At 64.2% G+C, this 12,866-nt stretch carries 14 protein-coding genes; 7 read left to right on the plus strand and 7 right to left on the minus strand.

The features are described from left to right. Positions 1 to 32 precede the first annotated feature (32 nt). Both CAL13_RS09270 and CAL13_RS09275 read right to left on the minus strand, forming a co-directional pair. Positions 33 to 878, minus strand: a complete 846-nt coding sequence (locus tag CAL13_RS09270; protein WP_086072178.1) for an AraC family transcriptional regulator — start codon at positions 876 to 878, stop codon at positions 33 to 35. Between the two features lie 91 nt (positions 879 to 969). Further along, positions 970 to 1,839, minus strand: a complete 870-nt coding sequence (locus CAL13_RS09275) for a LysR family transcriptional regulator (protein ID WP_198297939.1) — start codon at positions 1,837 to 1,839, stop codon at positions 970 to 972. Positions 1,840 to 2,119: 280 nt separating this feature from the next. On the opposite strand from CAL13_RS09275, the gene CAL13_RS09280 reads away from it, so the two are divergent. Continuing rightward, complete coding sequence (locus tag CAL13_RS09280; RefSeq protein ID WP_086073578.1) at positions 2,120 to 3,064, plus strand: aromatic alcohol reductase; 945 nt, start codon at positions 2,120 to 2,122, stop codon at positions 3,062 to 3,064. Further along, entirely contained in the window at positions 3,012 to 3,341 is a 330-nt protein-coding gene (locus tag CAL13_RS21695) for a helix-turn-helix domain-containing protein (RefSeq protein WP_420042422.1), read from the plus strand. Before CAL13_RS09280 ends, CAL13_RS21695 begins: the two co-directional genes overlap by 53 nt. A gap of 169 nt (positions 3,342 to 3,510) precedes the next feature. Here the strand turns inward: CAL13_RS21695 and CAL13_RS09290 are convergent, their stop codons facing one another. Next, a complete protein-coding gene (locus tag CAL13_RS09290) occupies positions 3,511 to 4,311 on the minus strand; it encodes an APH(3'') family aminoglycoside O-phosphotransferase (RefSeq protein ID WP_086072180.1) in 801 nt (266 codons plus the stop codon). Positions 4,312 to 4,320: 9 nt separating this feature from the next. After that, on the minus strand, positions 4,321 to 4,785 hold the full coding sequence (gene soxR / locus CAL13_RS09295; RefSeq protein ID WP_086072181.1) for a redox-sensitive transcriptional activator SoxR: 465 nt from the start codon (positions 4,783 to 4,785) through the stop codon (positions 4,321 to 4,323). A 213-nt stretch (positions 4,786 to 4,998) separates the two neighbouring features. Here soxR and CAL13_RS09300 point away from each other — a divergent pair, with 213 nt between their 5' ends. Further along, positions 4,999 to 6,195, plus strand: coding sequence for an MFS transporter (locus tag CAL13_RS09300; RefSeq protein WP_086072182.1), 1,197 nt, complete (start codon positions 4,999 to 5,001; stop codon positions 6,193 to 6,195). A gap of 60 nt (positions 6,196 to 6,255) precedes the next feature. Here CAL13_RS09300 and CAL13_RS09305 read toward each other — a convergent pair whose 3' ends face one another. After that, positions 6,256 to 7,140, minus strand: coding sequence for a LysR family transcriptional regulator (locus tag CAL13_RS09305; protein ID WP_086072183.1), 885 nt, complete (start codon positions 7,138 to 7,140; stop codon positions 6,256 to 6,258). Positions 7,141 to 7,263: 123 nt separating this feature from the next. On the opposite strand from CAL13_RS09305, the gene CAL13_RS09310 reads away from it, so the two are divergent. Continuing rightward, positions 7,264 to 8,169 carry an NmrA/HSCARG family protein gene (locus tag CAL13_RS09310; protein ID WP_086072184.1) on the plus strand — a complete coding sequence of 302 codons (906 nt, stop codon included), beginning with the start codon at positions 7,264 to 7,266 and terminating at the stop codon, positions 8,167 to 8,169. Between the two features lie 56 nt (positions 8,170 to 8,225). Here CAL13_RS09310 and CAL13_RS09315 read toward each other — a convergent pair whose 3' ends face one another. Next, a complete protein-coding gene (locus tag CAL13_RS09315) occupies positions 8,226 to 9,488 on the minus strand; it encodes a YbfB/YjiJ family MFS transporter (protein WP_086072185.1) in 1,263 nt (420 codons plus the stop codon). A gap of 155 nt (positions 9,489 to 9,643) precedes the next feature. Between CAL13_RS09315 and CAL13_RS09320 the strand changes: the two genes are divergently transcribed. Beyond that, on the plus strand, positions 9,644 to 10,252 hold the full coding sequence (locus CAL13_RS09320) for a TetR/AcrR family transcriptional regulator (protein WP_086072186.1): 609 nt from the start codon (positions 9,644 to 9,646) through the stop codon (positions 10,250 to 10,252). 161 nt (positions 10,253 to 10,413) lie between these two features. After that, on the plus strand, positions 10,414 to 10,869 hold the full coding sequence (locus tag CAL13_RS09325) for a carboxymuconolactone decarboxylase family protein (RefSeq protein WP_086072187.1): 456 nt from the start codon (positions 10,414 to 10,416) through the stop codon (positions 10,867 to 10,869). A 163-nt stretch (positions 10,870 to 11,032) separates the two neighbouring features. Here the strand turns inward: CAL13_RS09325 and CAL13_RS09330 are convergent, their stop codons facing one another. Beyond that, positions 11,033 to 11,491: a winged helix-turn-helix transcriptional regulator gene (locus CAL13_RS09330; RefSeq protein WP_086057164.1), complete on the minus strand. Its 459-nt coding sequence runs from the start codon at positions 11,489 to 11,491 to the stop codon at positions 11,033 to 11,035. Between the two features lie 200 nt (positions 11,492 to 11,691). Here CAL13_RS09330 and CAL13_RS09335 point away from each other — a divergent pair, with 200 nt between their 5' ends. Further along, positions 11,692 to 12,861 (plus strand): MFS transporter, encoded by a 1,170-nt coding sequence (locus CAL13_RS09335; protein ID WP_198297940.1) that lies wholly within the window; start codon positions 11,692 to 11,694, stop codon positions 12,859 to 12,861. Positions 12,862 to 12,866 lie beyond the last annotated feature (5 nt).

Genomic DNA, 12,866 nt, shown 5'->3' on the forward strand with positions numbered 1-12,866 from the left:
TGAAGGAAATTGCAGCTGCGCTGCGGCCGGCGTTAAGCGCGGAAACGCCCGGGCGTTACGCCCGCATGTGCCTTGAACACGCGCTGGAAGTGAGCCTGATCGGCGAAACCCAGGCGCTGCGCCAAAGCGGAGAGGTCGTCTCCCTGCCGCATGCGTTCCCTGGCCAGGTTGATTCGCAGGTTCAGCTGCCAGGCATGCGGCGTCATGCCGGTAACGGCGCGGAACGCGCGAATCAGTTGGTAGCGGCTCATGCCAGCAAGCTGCGCCAATTCGCGCAAGGCGATGGCGGCCGCCGGCGCCGCACGCAACGCGTCAAGCGCCGGCTGGATTTGATCCGCGACCCGAGAGGGGATGGTGGGGGCTTCGATGCGCAAGCCCTGTTCGGTGTCGCGGTCGCCGATGAATTCGATCAGAGCGGTTTCCTTGTCTCGCGCCGCCGCGTCTGAAAACAAAAGCGCATTGAGCTGACAGAATCGCGCATAGGCGGCTGGCGCGACGACGATTCGCACTGGCTCGTCGTCCCTTGCATCGGTCTGGGCGTACTCCTGCCGGACAGCGCACAGCCAGTCCGCATCCACGTGCAGCATCTGATAGCTCCATTCCGCCCCGGGCATCGGGTTGCAAGCGTGCACACGCCCGGCGGGCACGAACACCAGCGTGCCGGGTTGAAGTTCGACCGGGCCGCTGGCGGCGCCGGTGAAGACGCTTCGGCCGCCGTCCACCGCGCCGATGGAAAATGTGGGATGGTGGTGCGGCCGATAGCAGGCCCGGCTCCGGCAGGCGCGGCGGCTTTCCACGAAAGGCATGGCCGGGTCGCGCCAGAAGGTCTGGCTCATATCGCTGCGGGGCAGGCGGCGCGACGGCGTGGCGGATGACATATCTGCTTCGGTGCGATTGGGCTGAAGGGGCGGAACGGGCTTTCGATGGATTTTATCGGGGAGGGCGCGCTTTCTCCCGCTCCAGCTTCCTTTACCAGTCGGACGCGGCCTTTCCAATTACCTCGGAACACCAGTCGATGAACGCGCGGGTGGCCGGCGCCAGGTGGCGGCTTTGCGGGTACAGAATGGATACCGGCTCCGGCGGCGCTTCGATATTTTCGAGCAGCCTGATCAGTCTTCCATCTGCAATATGCTGTCTTGCCATATAGCTCGCCACGCGGATCAGGCCCAGGCCGGCGACGCCAGCGGAAACATAGGCATCGGTGTCATTCACGCGAACGTTCTCCGGCATTGACCGCGCGACCACGTTGCCGCCTTCACGGAACAACCACTGACTTGAACGTCCCGTTTGGCTGTTGATATAGCCGACGGCAACGTGTTGCGCAAGCGCGTCCAGCGTGGCCGGCGTGCCGTGCCTTCGAAGATACTGCGGCGAGGCGCAGACATACCAATGAAACTGGCCAACGCGCCGCGCAACGAGCCGGGACACCGGCGGTTCGCCGGCGCGAATGACACAGTCCAGGCCCCGCTGGGCGATGTCCACGGTGGCATCCTCGAGCTGAAAATCCAGCGTTATTCCGGGATAGCGCTCACGAAAATCCGGCAAGGCCGGGATCAGGAAATTCTTGGCCAGGGATGGCGTCGTGCCGACGCGGATAACGCCCTGCAGCGCACCGGTCGATTGTGCAACCATGCCTTCGGCGGCCCGCATATCGGACAGGATCGCTTTGCAGCTGTCGTAGTAGCGCAGTCCGGCATCGGTGACGCTCAGGGCGCGGGTCGTCCTGTTCAGGAGCCGCGTACCCAGGTACGCCTCCAGCTCCTTGATCGTGCGCGTCACGGTGGATGGAAGCACGTGCATGGTGTCGGCCGCCTTCTTGAAGCTGCCGGCCTCGATCACGCGAATGAAGGTCTCCATGGCCTGCAATCTGTCCATGCGATTCGCCTTGCACCGAAGAAGGGTGAAAGTCCAGATTATTGCAAATATTCAAATTATGAAATCGCGTCGCCGCGGGCAATCGCCGTCGTGCTTGCATGCAATATAGGGCTTCCAGGCGGCGCGGATTCGGTTTTCACCGTGCCTGCATTGGAAGACGCGCCGCGAGCGGAGCAGGGGATATCTCCCTGGCTGTGTCCGGGCGATAGTTCAATTGCATCGAAATCTGGAAGGAATGGAGAGCATGGCTCAACGTGAATCAGATCGGCCGAATGTGCTTGTCCTGGGTGCGGGGCAACTCGGGATGGCCGTATTGCGCGCACTCGCGCCGCGTATCCAGGAGCGGCATGGGTCGGTCACCGCATTGGTATCGCCTGACACCGCCGGCAAGACGGCGAGGCAGGATGCCGGGCATGTCGCCGAACTCCGGGGGATGGGAGTAGACGTCATCGGCTTCGATCTGGCTGCCGACGAAGCGGCCCTGACAACGTGCTTCGAAAGGTACGACACCGTCCTGAGCTGTACCGGCTTCGTTGCCGGGCCCGGCACCCAATTGAAGATCACCCGCGCCGTTCTGGCGGCGGGAGTGAGGCGGTACTTCCCATGGCAGTTCGGCGTGGATTACGACGTCGTCGGCCGTGGCAGCGGCCAGCCGGTGTTCGACGAGCAATATGAAGTCCGGCAATTGCTGCGTGCGCAGAATGTGACCGAATGGGTCATCGTTTCTACCGGCATGTTTACCAGCTTCCTGTTCGAACCGGCATTCGGTGTCGTGGATCTGGAAGGCAAGGCGATTCATGGCCTGGGGAGCTGGGATACCAAACTGACGGTAACGACACCCGAAGACATCGGCAGGCTCACCGTTGAGATTCTGTTGGCCGAGCCGCGGATCGCCAATCAAGTCATTTATGTGGCCGGCGACACGATCTCGTACGGAGAGCTGGCGGAGATTGTCGAGCGAGTCACCGGGCAGATATTCGAGAAATCCGTATGGACGCTGGACCAACTGCGCGCGGACCTGGCGGCTGCCCCGGAGGACGCGATGGCGCGTTATCGCGCGGCCTTCGCCCTTGGTGATGGCATGTGGTGGGACAAGTCCGCCACTTTCAATGCGCGATATGGGTATGAGACGGTCGATGTCGAGCGTTACTTCAGGTCGCGCTGGGCGATGGAGGACAATCGGGGCTGACGCCGTACATCTATCTATCTGGCGCCTTCCCCGCGCGGGGCGTAGCTGGGATTCAGCTATTTCGCGAATATTCGAGATTCAGATATTTTGCTTTTATTCGAAATCCAGGTATACGCATGGCCCCCTCTCGCAAACGCTGGTCAGGCCGGTCCAATTGGGCGCCGTGCTGCAGGCCGCCCGAAAAACGCAAGGACTGACCCAGTCCGCCCTTGCCGCTCGTATCGGCCTGAGCCAGTCACGAGTTTCCCCATCTGGAGCTGAAATGCCCATGAACTGAGCGTGGAGCAGTTTCTCGCCTGGTGTGCCCCGTTGGGGCTGGAACTCACCATTCTTGGCGGGCTCGAACAAGCCGCAACGGCCCTTGCGGGCATGGCCCAGTAAGCCGGGGCCGGCGCCCGTAAAAGCCTGCCCCGCCTGGGTTATGCGGCCGATTCCGCAGGATCGCTCTAGCCCCAGGTGAGCGGGTCCAGGCGCAGATAGAAGGCAAGGCGGTCGCGGTCCGGCGTTTCGATCCTCATTATGTCGAACAGCACGGAGAAGGCACGCTCCGCTTGATCCGGTTCTGTCCAGCTTTCTTCTGCGTTGGCCACCATAAGCGCCAGGTCGGCGTAGCGATCCGCCGTACCGAGCCGTCCTAAATCGATCAGGCCGGTGCATTGAAGGCGGTGAGGGTCTATGACGAAGTTGGGCATGCATGCGTCGCCATGACACACCGCCATGTCGGCTGTCTCTTGCTCGAGTCGAAGCGGCAGCTCTCGTTTCACCCGCATCAGGAGTTCGGGCTGAGGAATGTGCTGGTCCTCATCCGGCAAAAAGTCGCGATTGACCGCGCCGCGAGACACGACGTCCGCCGCGCGGCTATACAGCCCCGACAACCTGCGTTCGAACGGACATTGACCGGCCGGCAGGGTGTGAAGAACGGCAAGCTGCTGCGCCATCGAAGGCCAGGCTTTGAGCAGATCATCTCCGGACAGACCGGCCGCCGGGATGCCGGGGATGGCGGTCATGATCAGGCAGGCGCCGTCTTCCTCCTGCCGCCAGTCCACGATTTCGGGGCAGGCGACGCCCCGCCCCTGCAGCCAGTTCAGACGGTCCCGTTCGGCCGACAGGTCAGCAGCGCGGGCGCCCGTAGCGATCTTGGCGTAGGCCAGTCCATCATCGCGGCGGTAGACGAAATCGCCAGACTCTCCACTGCCAATAGCGGCCCAGCGGCGCAGGTCTGGAAGTAAGCGATGTGCCATGTTCATTCCTTCGGTTCATTCAGGCGGAGGATCGCCCAGCCAGCGGCGCGGCCCCGGCCCGCTCAGGCCGGAGCGGTCGCCTGGATTGGTCAATAGGCATTTCTTCATCGACAGACATCCGCAGCCGATGCATTCGTCCAGGCCCATGTTCAGCGCCTGCAGTTGAGCAATCTGCTGTTCGATGCGCATTTTCCATTGTCGTGTGAGACGCTTCCAGTCTGCGCCCCTCGGTACGCGGTCCTTGGGCAGGTGCGCCAGTTCGGCCGCAATCTCGTCCAGGCTTAGACCGATCTTCTGCGCGAACACGATGAAGGCGATCCGACGAAGGGCCGAGCGCGGGTAGCGCCGGTGGCCGCTATCCGTCCTCACCGACGTGATCAATCCGCGTGATTCATAGAAGCGCAGCGCCGAGGGGGCAATGCCGCTGCGTTTGGAAACCCATCCGATGGTGACCAGGGGATCAGCGCTGGAATCAGTCATATCCGGCTCCTTGACTTAAAGCTGACTTTAACTTTTATTCTGCTTCCTCGGCGTTTCGGACAGGGGTGGATGAGGAATATGCGGGGGGTGCTGTCCGGCGTCGCGACGTGGTCGGACCGGAACGCGCCGGCAGGGGCGGCCTTGGCGCACCGGGCACCGGCCGGGCCTCTTGATCACGACTGTTGCGGCCATCAGACGGGAGGAAGAAAAACCATGATGGAAAGCACCTTGCGAGCAAAACCGACCGCGCCGCCCGCTGCGGGCGCCACGTTCGATCGATGGGCGATCACGCTGGTGATTGTGGCGGGGGTGATGTCGGCGCTTCACGTAGGCAAGGGGCCCATCGCGTTGCCCGAAATGCAGCGCACCTTCGGCCGCAGCCCGGCGGACCTGAGCAGCCTTCTGTCGGTGTTCGCCATCGTTGGCGTCATCGGCGGCATGGCCGCGGGGGTGCTGGCGCAGCGGGTGGGCGACCGGCGCGTGCTCATCGCCGGACTCGTCATCCTGGCTTTGGCCAGCTTCGCCGGCGCGGCGGCGCCCAGCTACGCCTGGCTGCTGGCCACCCGCATCGTGGAAGGGCTGGGCTTTCTCATGGTGGTGGTGGCCGCGCCGGCGGCGCTCAACCGCCTGACGCCGCCAGAACGGCGCAGCCTGGTGTTCGGCTTCTGGAGCACGTTCATGGGCATCGGTATTGCGTTGTCCATGCTGGCCGGCCCGCTGCTCGATAGTTGGCAACGGTTGTGGTCGCTCGACGGTGCGCTCTCGCTTGGCATTGCAGTCTGGGTGGGCCTGCGCGTGCCCGGCGCGCCGGGCACGCCAAAAGAGACGCAGGCAGGGGCGCGCAGCGTGCTCCAGTCCCGGCCCACGGTTCTGCTGGGTCTGGCCTTCGCGGTGTACAACCTGCAGTTCTTCGGCATGATGTCGTTCCTGCCCGCTTTCCTGATGCAGCAGGCAAGCCTGTCGATGACGCAGGCGGGCGCGGTCGGCGCCGTGACCGTGCTCGCGAATGCGGCGGGGAACGTGCTGGGCGGGATCATCCTGCAACGCGGGATGACCGCAGCAGGGTTGATGGGGGCGGCCTTCCTGGCTACGGGCGTGCTTGGGGCGCTGGCCTTTCTGCCGTCCATGCCAGCTGCTTCAGTGCTGGTGCTGTGCGTGGCTTTCTCGGCCGCGGCGGGCGTGCTGCCTGCGACCTTGCTGGCCAGTGCACCGCGTTCGGCGCCCGCGCCGCACCTGGCGCCCATGAGCCTGGGTCTGGTCATGCAGGGCAACTACCTTGGACAGGTCGTTGCACCGGTACTGGCCGGCGCCCTTGTCGCGGCTTTTGGCTGGATTGGGGTCGGCGCGCAGATTGGAATCGCCGCGTTCGCGGGGTTCGTACTGATTCTGGGATACCGGCGGGGCAGTTAGCGGCCGTCGGAGCGCGACCTACGCGCCTGACCATCGCTGCGCGCTTCGCGCGACAGTGATTCACCGGGTTGGAGTGGTGAACGATCCATGCGGGTACTCGGCGCATATGAACTCGACGAAGGCGCGGACTTTCGGGCTCTGCAAACGGCGTGAAGTGTGCAGAACCCAAAGTTCGACCTCGCCGCCGGCAACGCCCCACGTAACGAGTTCGCCCTTTTCGAGCAGGTTGCCGATGATGGACTGCGGGAGCATTGCCACCCCAGCGCCGCCCGCGACGGCATCGCGGACCATCAGGAGCGAGGACAGGCGCAGAACCGGCTGCGGCGCAATGGTGATCCCACCATGGCGGATGGTCCACAGGTCACCGTCGCGGTAGCTCGGCATGACGACCGCCGGAACGGCGTAAGGCTGATTGCGGCGCTTCCTGGGCATGTCGACCGACGGCGCGGCGGCAAGGATCATCCTGTCTTTGGCGAAGCATCGGCCGACCAGCGCGCTGTCCTTGGGCGGATTGACTCGGATGGCAACATCGAAATGTTCGTCGACGAGATCGGCAAGACGATCCTCCGCCACGGCTTCGATTTCCACCTCGGGATAGGCGGCGCGGAACTTGGCGGCAAGCCACCCCAGGGCCACTTGGGAAAACAGAAGCGGCGCCGCAATGCGCAGGCGTCCGCGCGGCGCCGAAAGACCATCTCGCGCTGCGGCGACCGCGTCGGCTACCTCGTTCATCGGTCCCTGTGTTCTCGCCCGTAAAAGCTGGCCGGCTTCGGTCAGCTCCAGGCTTCGCGTACCGCGCTCGATGAGCCGGATTCCCAGGGCTTCCTCCAGATCGGCGACACGGCGCGATAGGGTGGCCTTGGACCGGCCGGTGGCGCGGCTCGCTTTGCCGAAGCCGCCGTGCGCAGCCACGAGTTGAAAGTCTTCAAGCGCATTGAGATCCATGAGTGTCTCGATTCCGATACAGGGTGTCCATATTTTGACGTCTTTGTTTTGTGTGTGAAACCTCCTATCGTGGGGTTGTGCGCCATTCGACGTACCCGCAAACCCAACCCCAAGGAGTTTCATATGAGCCCCATCGACAACTATCCTTCGAAGGAACAGGACGCCAGCATCCTCGTCACGGGTGCCTCGGGCACCGTAGGTTCACAGGTCGTGCAGCGTCTGGCCTCCACAGGCGTCCAGGTGAAAGCGCTGGTTCGAGCGCCGGGGAAAGTGGCGCTGCCCGCGGGCGTGACGGAAGTGGTCGGGGATATGAGCAGCGTGCGCGCCATGCGCGCGGCTTTGTCTTCGGTGCGAACCCTTTTCCTGCTTAACGCGGTTGTCCCCGATGAAGTCACCCAGGCCCTGATCACCCTCAATCTGGCCCGCGAGGCGGGCATCGAACGCATCGTCTACCTGTCGGTGATTCATGCAGATCTCTATACCAACGTGCCGCACTTCACCGGCAAGCACACGGTTGAGCGGATGATCGAAAGCCTGCAACTGCCTGTGACCATCCTGCGCCCCGCGTACTACATGCAGAACGACGAGCGGATCAAGTCCGTCATCGAGACGCACGGCGTCTATCCGATGCCGATCGGCAAGGCTGGCGTCAATATGGTGGACGTGCGGGACATTGCGGACATCGCCGTTGCCGAACTGCTGGAACGGCACCGTACGCCCGGCGCGCTGCCCAGCCGCACGCTGGAAGTCGCCGGGCCCGAAACGCTGACGGGCGAGTCCGTCGCTCGCGTTTGGAGCGAAGCGCTTGGTCGCGGCATCCGCTATGGCGGCGACGACCTTGACGGCTTCGAGCAGCAAATGGCGGCGAACGGGCCGGATTGGCTCGCCTACGACATGCGTTTGATGATGGGCGGCATCCAGAAACACGGAATGCTTCCGGGAGACGGCGCCGAAGATGCCCTGCGAAAGATTCTTGGCCGGCCATTGCGGACCTATCGGGACGCCGTGCGAGAGGTGTTGGGGGCGTAGGCGCGCCGGCGTATCGAGCAAGCGCTGCGTGGCCTCGCGCATGCGCCGGCGGATCGCTATCGCAACGGCGCGTGACCGGGCGAGGCGTCGCCATCGTCGGCGCGATGGTCCGCTCCAAACAACGCGCCGACTTCCCCGCCCATTGCGACGATCACCAGCAGCGCCGCCGCCAGGAATACGAGCCGGTGATTGCCACCGCTGGCATTGAATAGCGCCGAGAAGGCATAACCGGCCCCGGCCATTACGCCCGCTGACAGGGTCGTGGCCCGGCTCCAGACGATGTTCTGCTTCGGGGCATTCTTCGGCACCAGTTCATGCACCCGTGCCAGCACGATCGGAACAATGCCCGGGGCGAAGGTGCCTATGAGGATGGTGAGCACGCCTACCGCCATAGCGTTTTCGGTCAGATAAACGCCCAGCAGGGCTGCAATCTGCACACTCGCCACCAGCCTGATGCCATTGCGCGCGCCCATGCGGTCAGCCAGGAGTCCATACAGCGGCGGGCCGGCAATGGCGCCGACGCCATAAAGCACCCAGAAGACCGCGCCATACTGCGTACCCATTCCCAGGCCTCGGGCGATGTAGTCCACCAGGAACACCATGGGCGAAACCACGGATGCGGCCAGCAGGGCATATTGGGCGTACAGCAGCTTGATGCGCCATCCAAAGTGCGTTCGGACGCCAACGTGGCCGGCTGGAAGCGGCTGGCTTGCGGGAGAAAGCTTTGCGGATGGCCAGGCGAACCAGCTTGCTGCGGTCAGCACCGCCGACACGATGGCCAGACCGATCCATGTCTGCGCCAGTCCCAGCCGCAGCAGGAGGGGAATGATCGTCCCTGTGCCCGCAATGCCCAAACCCAGCCCCAGGAAGATCGCGCCGCTGGCCTTGCCCTTGCTGGATGGGGGAACATGCGGAAGGATGGTGGCCGCCACCAGGACCATCACCACGCCGCCTGCGATGCCGGATAGCGCCCGCCAGAAGAAGTACCAGCTGACGGATAGCGGAAAGGCACAGGCCAGAAAGGTGGCGGTGATGAGGAGCATCATTGCGCGCAGCGTGCGCTCGTTGCCGAGCCGGTTGCCCAGCGGGCGCGCCAGCAGCGCGCCGCAGAGGTAGCCCGCCAGGTTGGCGGCGCCCAGGTAGATGACGCTGGAAGTGGAGAACCAGTGTTCGCGGATCAGTTCCGGGATCAACGGCGTGAATCCGAACCGGGCCAGGCCAATGCTGACGAGGCTGGCGGACAGCCCGGCGAAGATGTAGCGCCAGACCAATTTCCGGTCGATCTGTGCCGGTGTGAAAGCGCTTGCGGCGGAAGTCATGAGCGTTTGCCTTTGCACGTAGAAAGCCGGTGCGCGGAAGCCGCACCGGTTTATGTTTGACATGCGTGTCAATAATGGCAGCGTATTCAAACTTGACACGACTGTCAAGCATGTGAAAATGGAGGCATCAAAGGCACCACGATATGGAGCGATACATGGCAGGCGTCCGCCAGTTCGATGAAAGCAAGGCGCTGGAACAAGCGATGGAGGTTTTCTGGCAGAAGGGCTTTGCAGCGACGTCCATGCAGGAACTGGCTGCCGCGACGGGCGTGCAGCGGGGCTCGCTTTACAACGCATATGGCGACAAGGAGACATTGTTCCTGCGCGTTTTCGAGCTGTACCGCGAACGGTTCCTGCTGCAGATCCGCGAATCCCTGGAAAAGCCGAAGGCGCCGGATGCGCTGCGCAGCTTGTTCGAGCACCTGATCGCTTCGATGACGCTGCCTGTCGCGTCCCCCGCATCGACGCGCGGTTGCCTGAGCACCAAGACGGCGGTCGCCACGGAGGACATGGAGGAACCGATCCGTCAGGCGATCCAGAGCTTGCTCGATGGCTTCGAGCGGATTCTTGTGGAACGTTTATCGAGGATGGAAGAGGGCGCCCAGCTGCGCCTGCCGGCGCCCGAAGCAGCGCGCCTGATCGTGACGCTGACGCGTGGGATCGTGGTGATGGAACGGGTCTACCGCGATCCCAAGCGCTTGCGGCGCACCGCGGACGCGCTCATCGATTTGCTGGTCGATACGCCGGCCCGTGCTCGCGGGTGATCCCTTACGTGCCGGCTCGCCGGCGTTTCAACCATCCAGTTGGCCACCGCGCGTACGCGCGGCGAGAGCGGTGGACTATGCGCCGGGCGGCGCATTCCCATTGCACGAGCCTGAAAAGTCCGCATTCATCCCCTGCAATCCCTGTCGCCAAGGAGATAACCATGAGCAAACGTCTCGATTACAACCAGATCGCACCCGCGGGCGCCAAGGCGCTGGGCGGTGTCTACGGCTACGTCATGCAAAGCGGCCTGCCTTCCATCCTGGTGGGACTGACTTATCTTCGCGTCTCCCAGATCAACAACTGCGCGTATTGCCTGGACATGCATACGCGCGATTTGCTGAAGGAGGGCGTGAAAATCGAGAAGCTGGCGCTGGTGCAGGCCTGGCGCGAAGCGGGAACGCTATTCGATGAACGCGAGCGCGCCGCCCTGGCATGGGCGGAGTCCGTCACACGAGTGGCCGAAACAGGGGTGGCCGACTCCGACTACGAAGCGGCGCGGACGGTGTTCAGCGAGCGCGAACTGGTCGATCTGACGATCGCCATCAGCCTGATGAATGCCTATAACCGTATGGCCATCAGCTTCCGGAATACGCCGCAGGCCGTGCTGGCGCAGTGAGACGGCCCCGTGCGGCGGACGACGCCGCGGCTCGCATCACGCCGCTCATCGCGGTCACGCAAAGCGCCAGCAGGGGCTGGCGCCCGATGGCCGCGAGATGGGACGTCGCCGTACCGATGTTGCCGCATGACGTTGCCGGATTGTCGGCCGTGTTCCCGCAAGCCTATGAGCCCGTGTGCCCGGCCACCTTGCGCACCTCGGTGGCGTCCGGATTCAGCACGGCGCCGTCTTTTCCCATCGGCGACATGAGCGGGACCGGCTTGCCGGTGCGCTTGTCGATCAGCACCGAATGGCGTTCGCCGCGCGCGAACAGGTGTTTTTCACCCCATTGCCGCATTGCCACGATTACTGGGAACAGGCGCTTCCCCCTGGCGGTCAGGACATATTCCCGGTAAGCCGTGCCGTCCGAAGCCTCCCGCGTTTCCAATACCCCCGCATCCACCAGCTTGCGCAGCCGGTCCGACAGGATGTTGCGGGCCACGCCCAGGCTGCGCTGAAGATCGCCGAAACGGCAGATGCCGTCGAAGGCATCGCGCACGATCAGCAGCGACCAGCGGTCTCCGAGCACGTCGACGCAGCGCGCAACGGGGCAGGGCTCGTCCTTCATGGTCTTGCGTGGCATCGCTTCTCCTGCACAAAACAGATAGGGAGGGACGGATAGGTGAATGGTGGAAAGTTGCATTTTAAAACTGGATAGCCTAGCATTCAATCCGGTTTTGTTTTGCAACTGGAATGCCGGAGTGCCACATTGTGAAGCCTACTTTTGCATCGAGCGAGCCGCCGCCTTGCCACCATAGCGAGCCGCGTCCCCGGACGGCAGGCATGCCGCCCTTCCTGGTTGGGCTCTTTTCCGCCGCGTGCGGCCTGAGCGTCGCAAACGTCTATTACGCGCAGCCCTTGCTGGACATGCTGGCGCGCGACTTCGGCATCGGGCACGCAGCCGTCGGGGGCGTCGTCACGGCCACGCAGACCGGTTGCGCGCTGGCCCTGCTGCTGCTCGTGCCGCTTGGCGATAGGGTGGATCGCCGCCGCTTGATGGCCGCGCAATCGATCGCGTTGGTGGCGGCCTTGGTTCTGGTTGCCATGGCCCGGTCCACGCCGTGGCTGCTCGCGGGGATGCTGGCCGTCGGCATGCTGGGCACCGCGATGACGCAGGGCCTGATCGCCTATGCGGCGGGCGCCGCCGGCGCCCATGAACGCGGTCGGGTCGTCGGCGCGGCCCAAGGCGGTGTGTTCATCGGTCTTCTGCTGGCGCGCGTGTTTGCCGGCGCGGTCGGCGATCTGGCCGGATGGCGCGGCGTTTACCTGTGCGCGGCGGCGTTGATGCTCGCGATCGCATGGCCCTTGTGGCGGGCGTTGCCGGCGTTGCGCACAGCGCCGGCGGCCATGCCTTATCCGCGCCTGATCGCATCCATGCTGGCGCTGTTGAAGCAGGAGAAAGTGCTGCAAGTGCGCGGCATGCTCGCCTTGCTGATGTTTGCCGCCTTCAACATCTTCTGGAGCGCGCTCGTCCTGCCGCTGAGCGCGCCGCCCTATGGTTTTTCGCATACCGTGATCGGCGCGTTCGGCCTGGCCGGTGTGGTGGGGGCGCTCGCTGCCGCGCGCGCGGGCCGATGGGCGGACCAGGGCTATGGCCAGCGCACCAGCGCGGTGGCGCTGGGGGCGCTGCTGCTGGCGTGGTGGCCGTTGTCCCTGCTGCAATGGTCGCTCGCGGCGCTTGTCGCCGGCATCGTGCTGCTCGACCTGGGCGGCCAGGCTCTGCATGTGACCAACCAGAGCATGATCTTCCGCACGCGTCCCGAGGCCCACAGCCGGCTTGTCGCGCTCTACATGTTGTTCTACGCCGCAGGCAGCGGATTGGGCGCGATCGGCGCCACCGCGGCGTATGCGCATGCGGGATGGCAGGGCGTCTGTTTCCTTGGCGCCGCGGTCAGCCTGGCGGCGCTGCTGTTCTGGTGGGCGACAAGGCACGTCGCGCACCACGCGGGGTGATTCCC

The organism is Bordetella genomosp. 9, assembly GCF_002119725.1.
Lineage (GTDB): Bacteria > Pseudomonadota > Gammaproteobacteria > Burkholderiales > Burkholderiaceae_B > Bordetella_C.

What these genes read in the sequence shown, in the direction of transcription:
- CAL13_RS09270 (WP_086072178.1), bottom strand. Translation starts at nt 878, where the DNA reads ATGTCATCCGCCACGCCGTCGCGCCGCCTGCCCCGCAGCGATATGAGC.
- CAL13_RS09280 (WP_086073578.1), top strand. Translation starts at nt 2,120, where the DNA reads ATGGCTCAACGTGAATCAGATCGGCCGAATGTGCTTGTCCTGGGTGCG.
- CAL13_RS21695 (WP_420042422.1), top strand. Translation starts at nt 3,012, where the DNA reads ATGTCGAGCGTTACTTCAGGTCGCGCTGGGCGATGGAGGACAATCGGG.
- CAL13_RS09290 (WP_086072180.1), bottom strand. Translation starts at nt 4,311, where the DNA reads ATGAACATGGCACATCGCTTACTTCCAGACCTGCGCCGCTGGGCCGCT.
- soxR (WP_086072181.1), bottom strand. Translation starts at nt 4,785, where the DNA reads ATGACTGATTCCAGCGCTGATCCCCTGGTCACCATCGGATGGGTTTCC.
- CAL13_RS09300 (WP_086072182.1), top strand. Translation starts at nt 4,999, where the DNA reads ATGATGGAAAGCACCTTGCGAGCAAAACCGACCGCGCCGCCCGCTGCG.
- CAL13_RS09305 (WP_086072183.1), bottom strand. Translation starts at nt 7,140, where the DNA reads ATGGATCTCAATGCGCTTGAAGACTTTCAACTCGTGGCTGCGCACGGC.
- CAL13_RS09310 (WP_086072184.1), top strand. Translation starts at nt 7,264, where the DNA reads ATGAGCCCCATCGACAACTATCCTTCGAAGGAACAGGACGCCAGCATC.
- CAL13_RS09315 (WP_086072185.1), bottom strand. Translation starts at nt 9,488, where the DNA reads ATGACTTCCGCCGCAAGCGCTTTCACACCGGCACAGATCGACCGGAAA.
- CAL13_RS09320 (WP_086072186.1), top strand. Translation starts at nt 9,644, where the DNA reads ATGGCAGGCGTCCGCCAGTTCGATGAAAGCAAGGCGCTGGAACAAGCG.
- CAL13_RS09325 (WP_086072187.1), top strand. Translation starts at nt 10,414, where the DNA reads ATGAGCAAACGTCTCGATTACAACCAGATCGCACCCGCGGGCGCCAAG.
- CAL13_RS09330 (WP_086057164.1), bottom strand. Translation starts at nt 11,491, where the DNA reads ATGCCACGCAAGACCATGAAGGACGAGCCCTGCCCCGTTGCGCGCTGC.
- CAL13_RS09335 (WP_198297940.1), top strand. Translation starts at nt 11,692, where the DNA reads ATGCCGCCCTTCCTGGTTGGGCTCTTTTCCGCCGCGTGCGGCCTGAGC.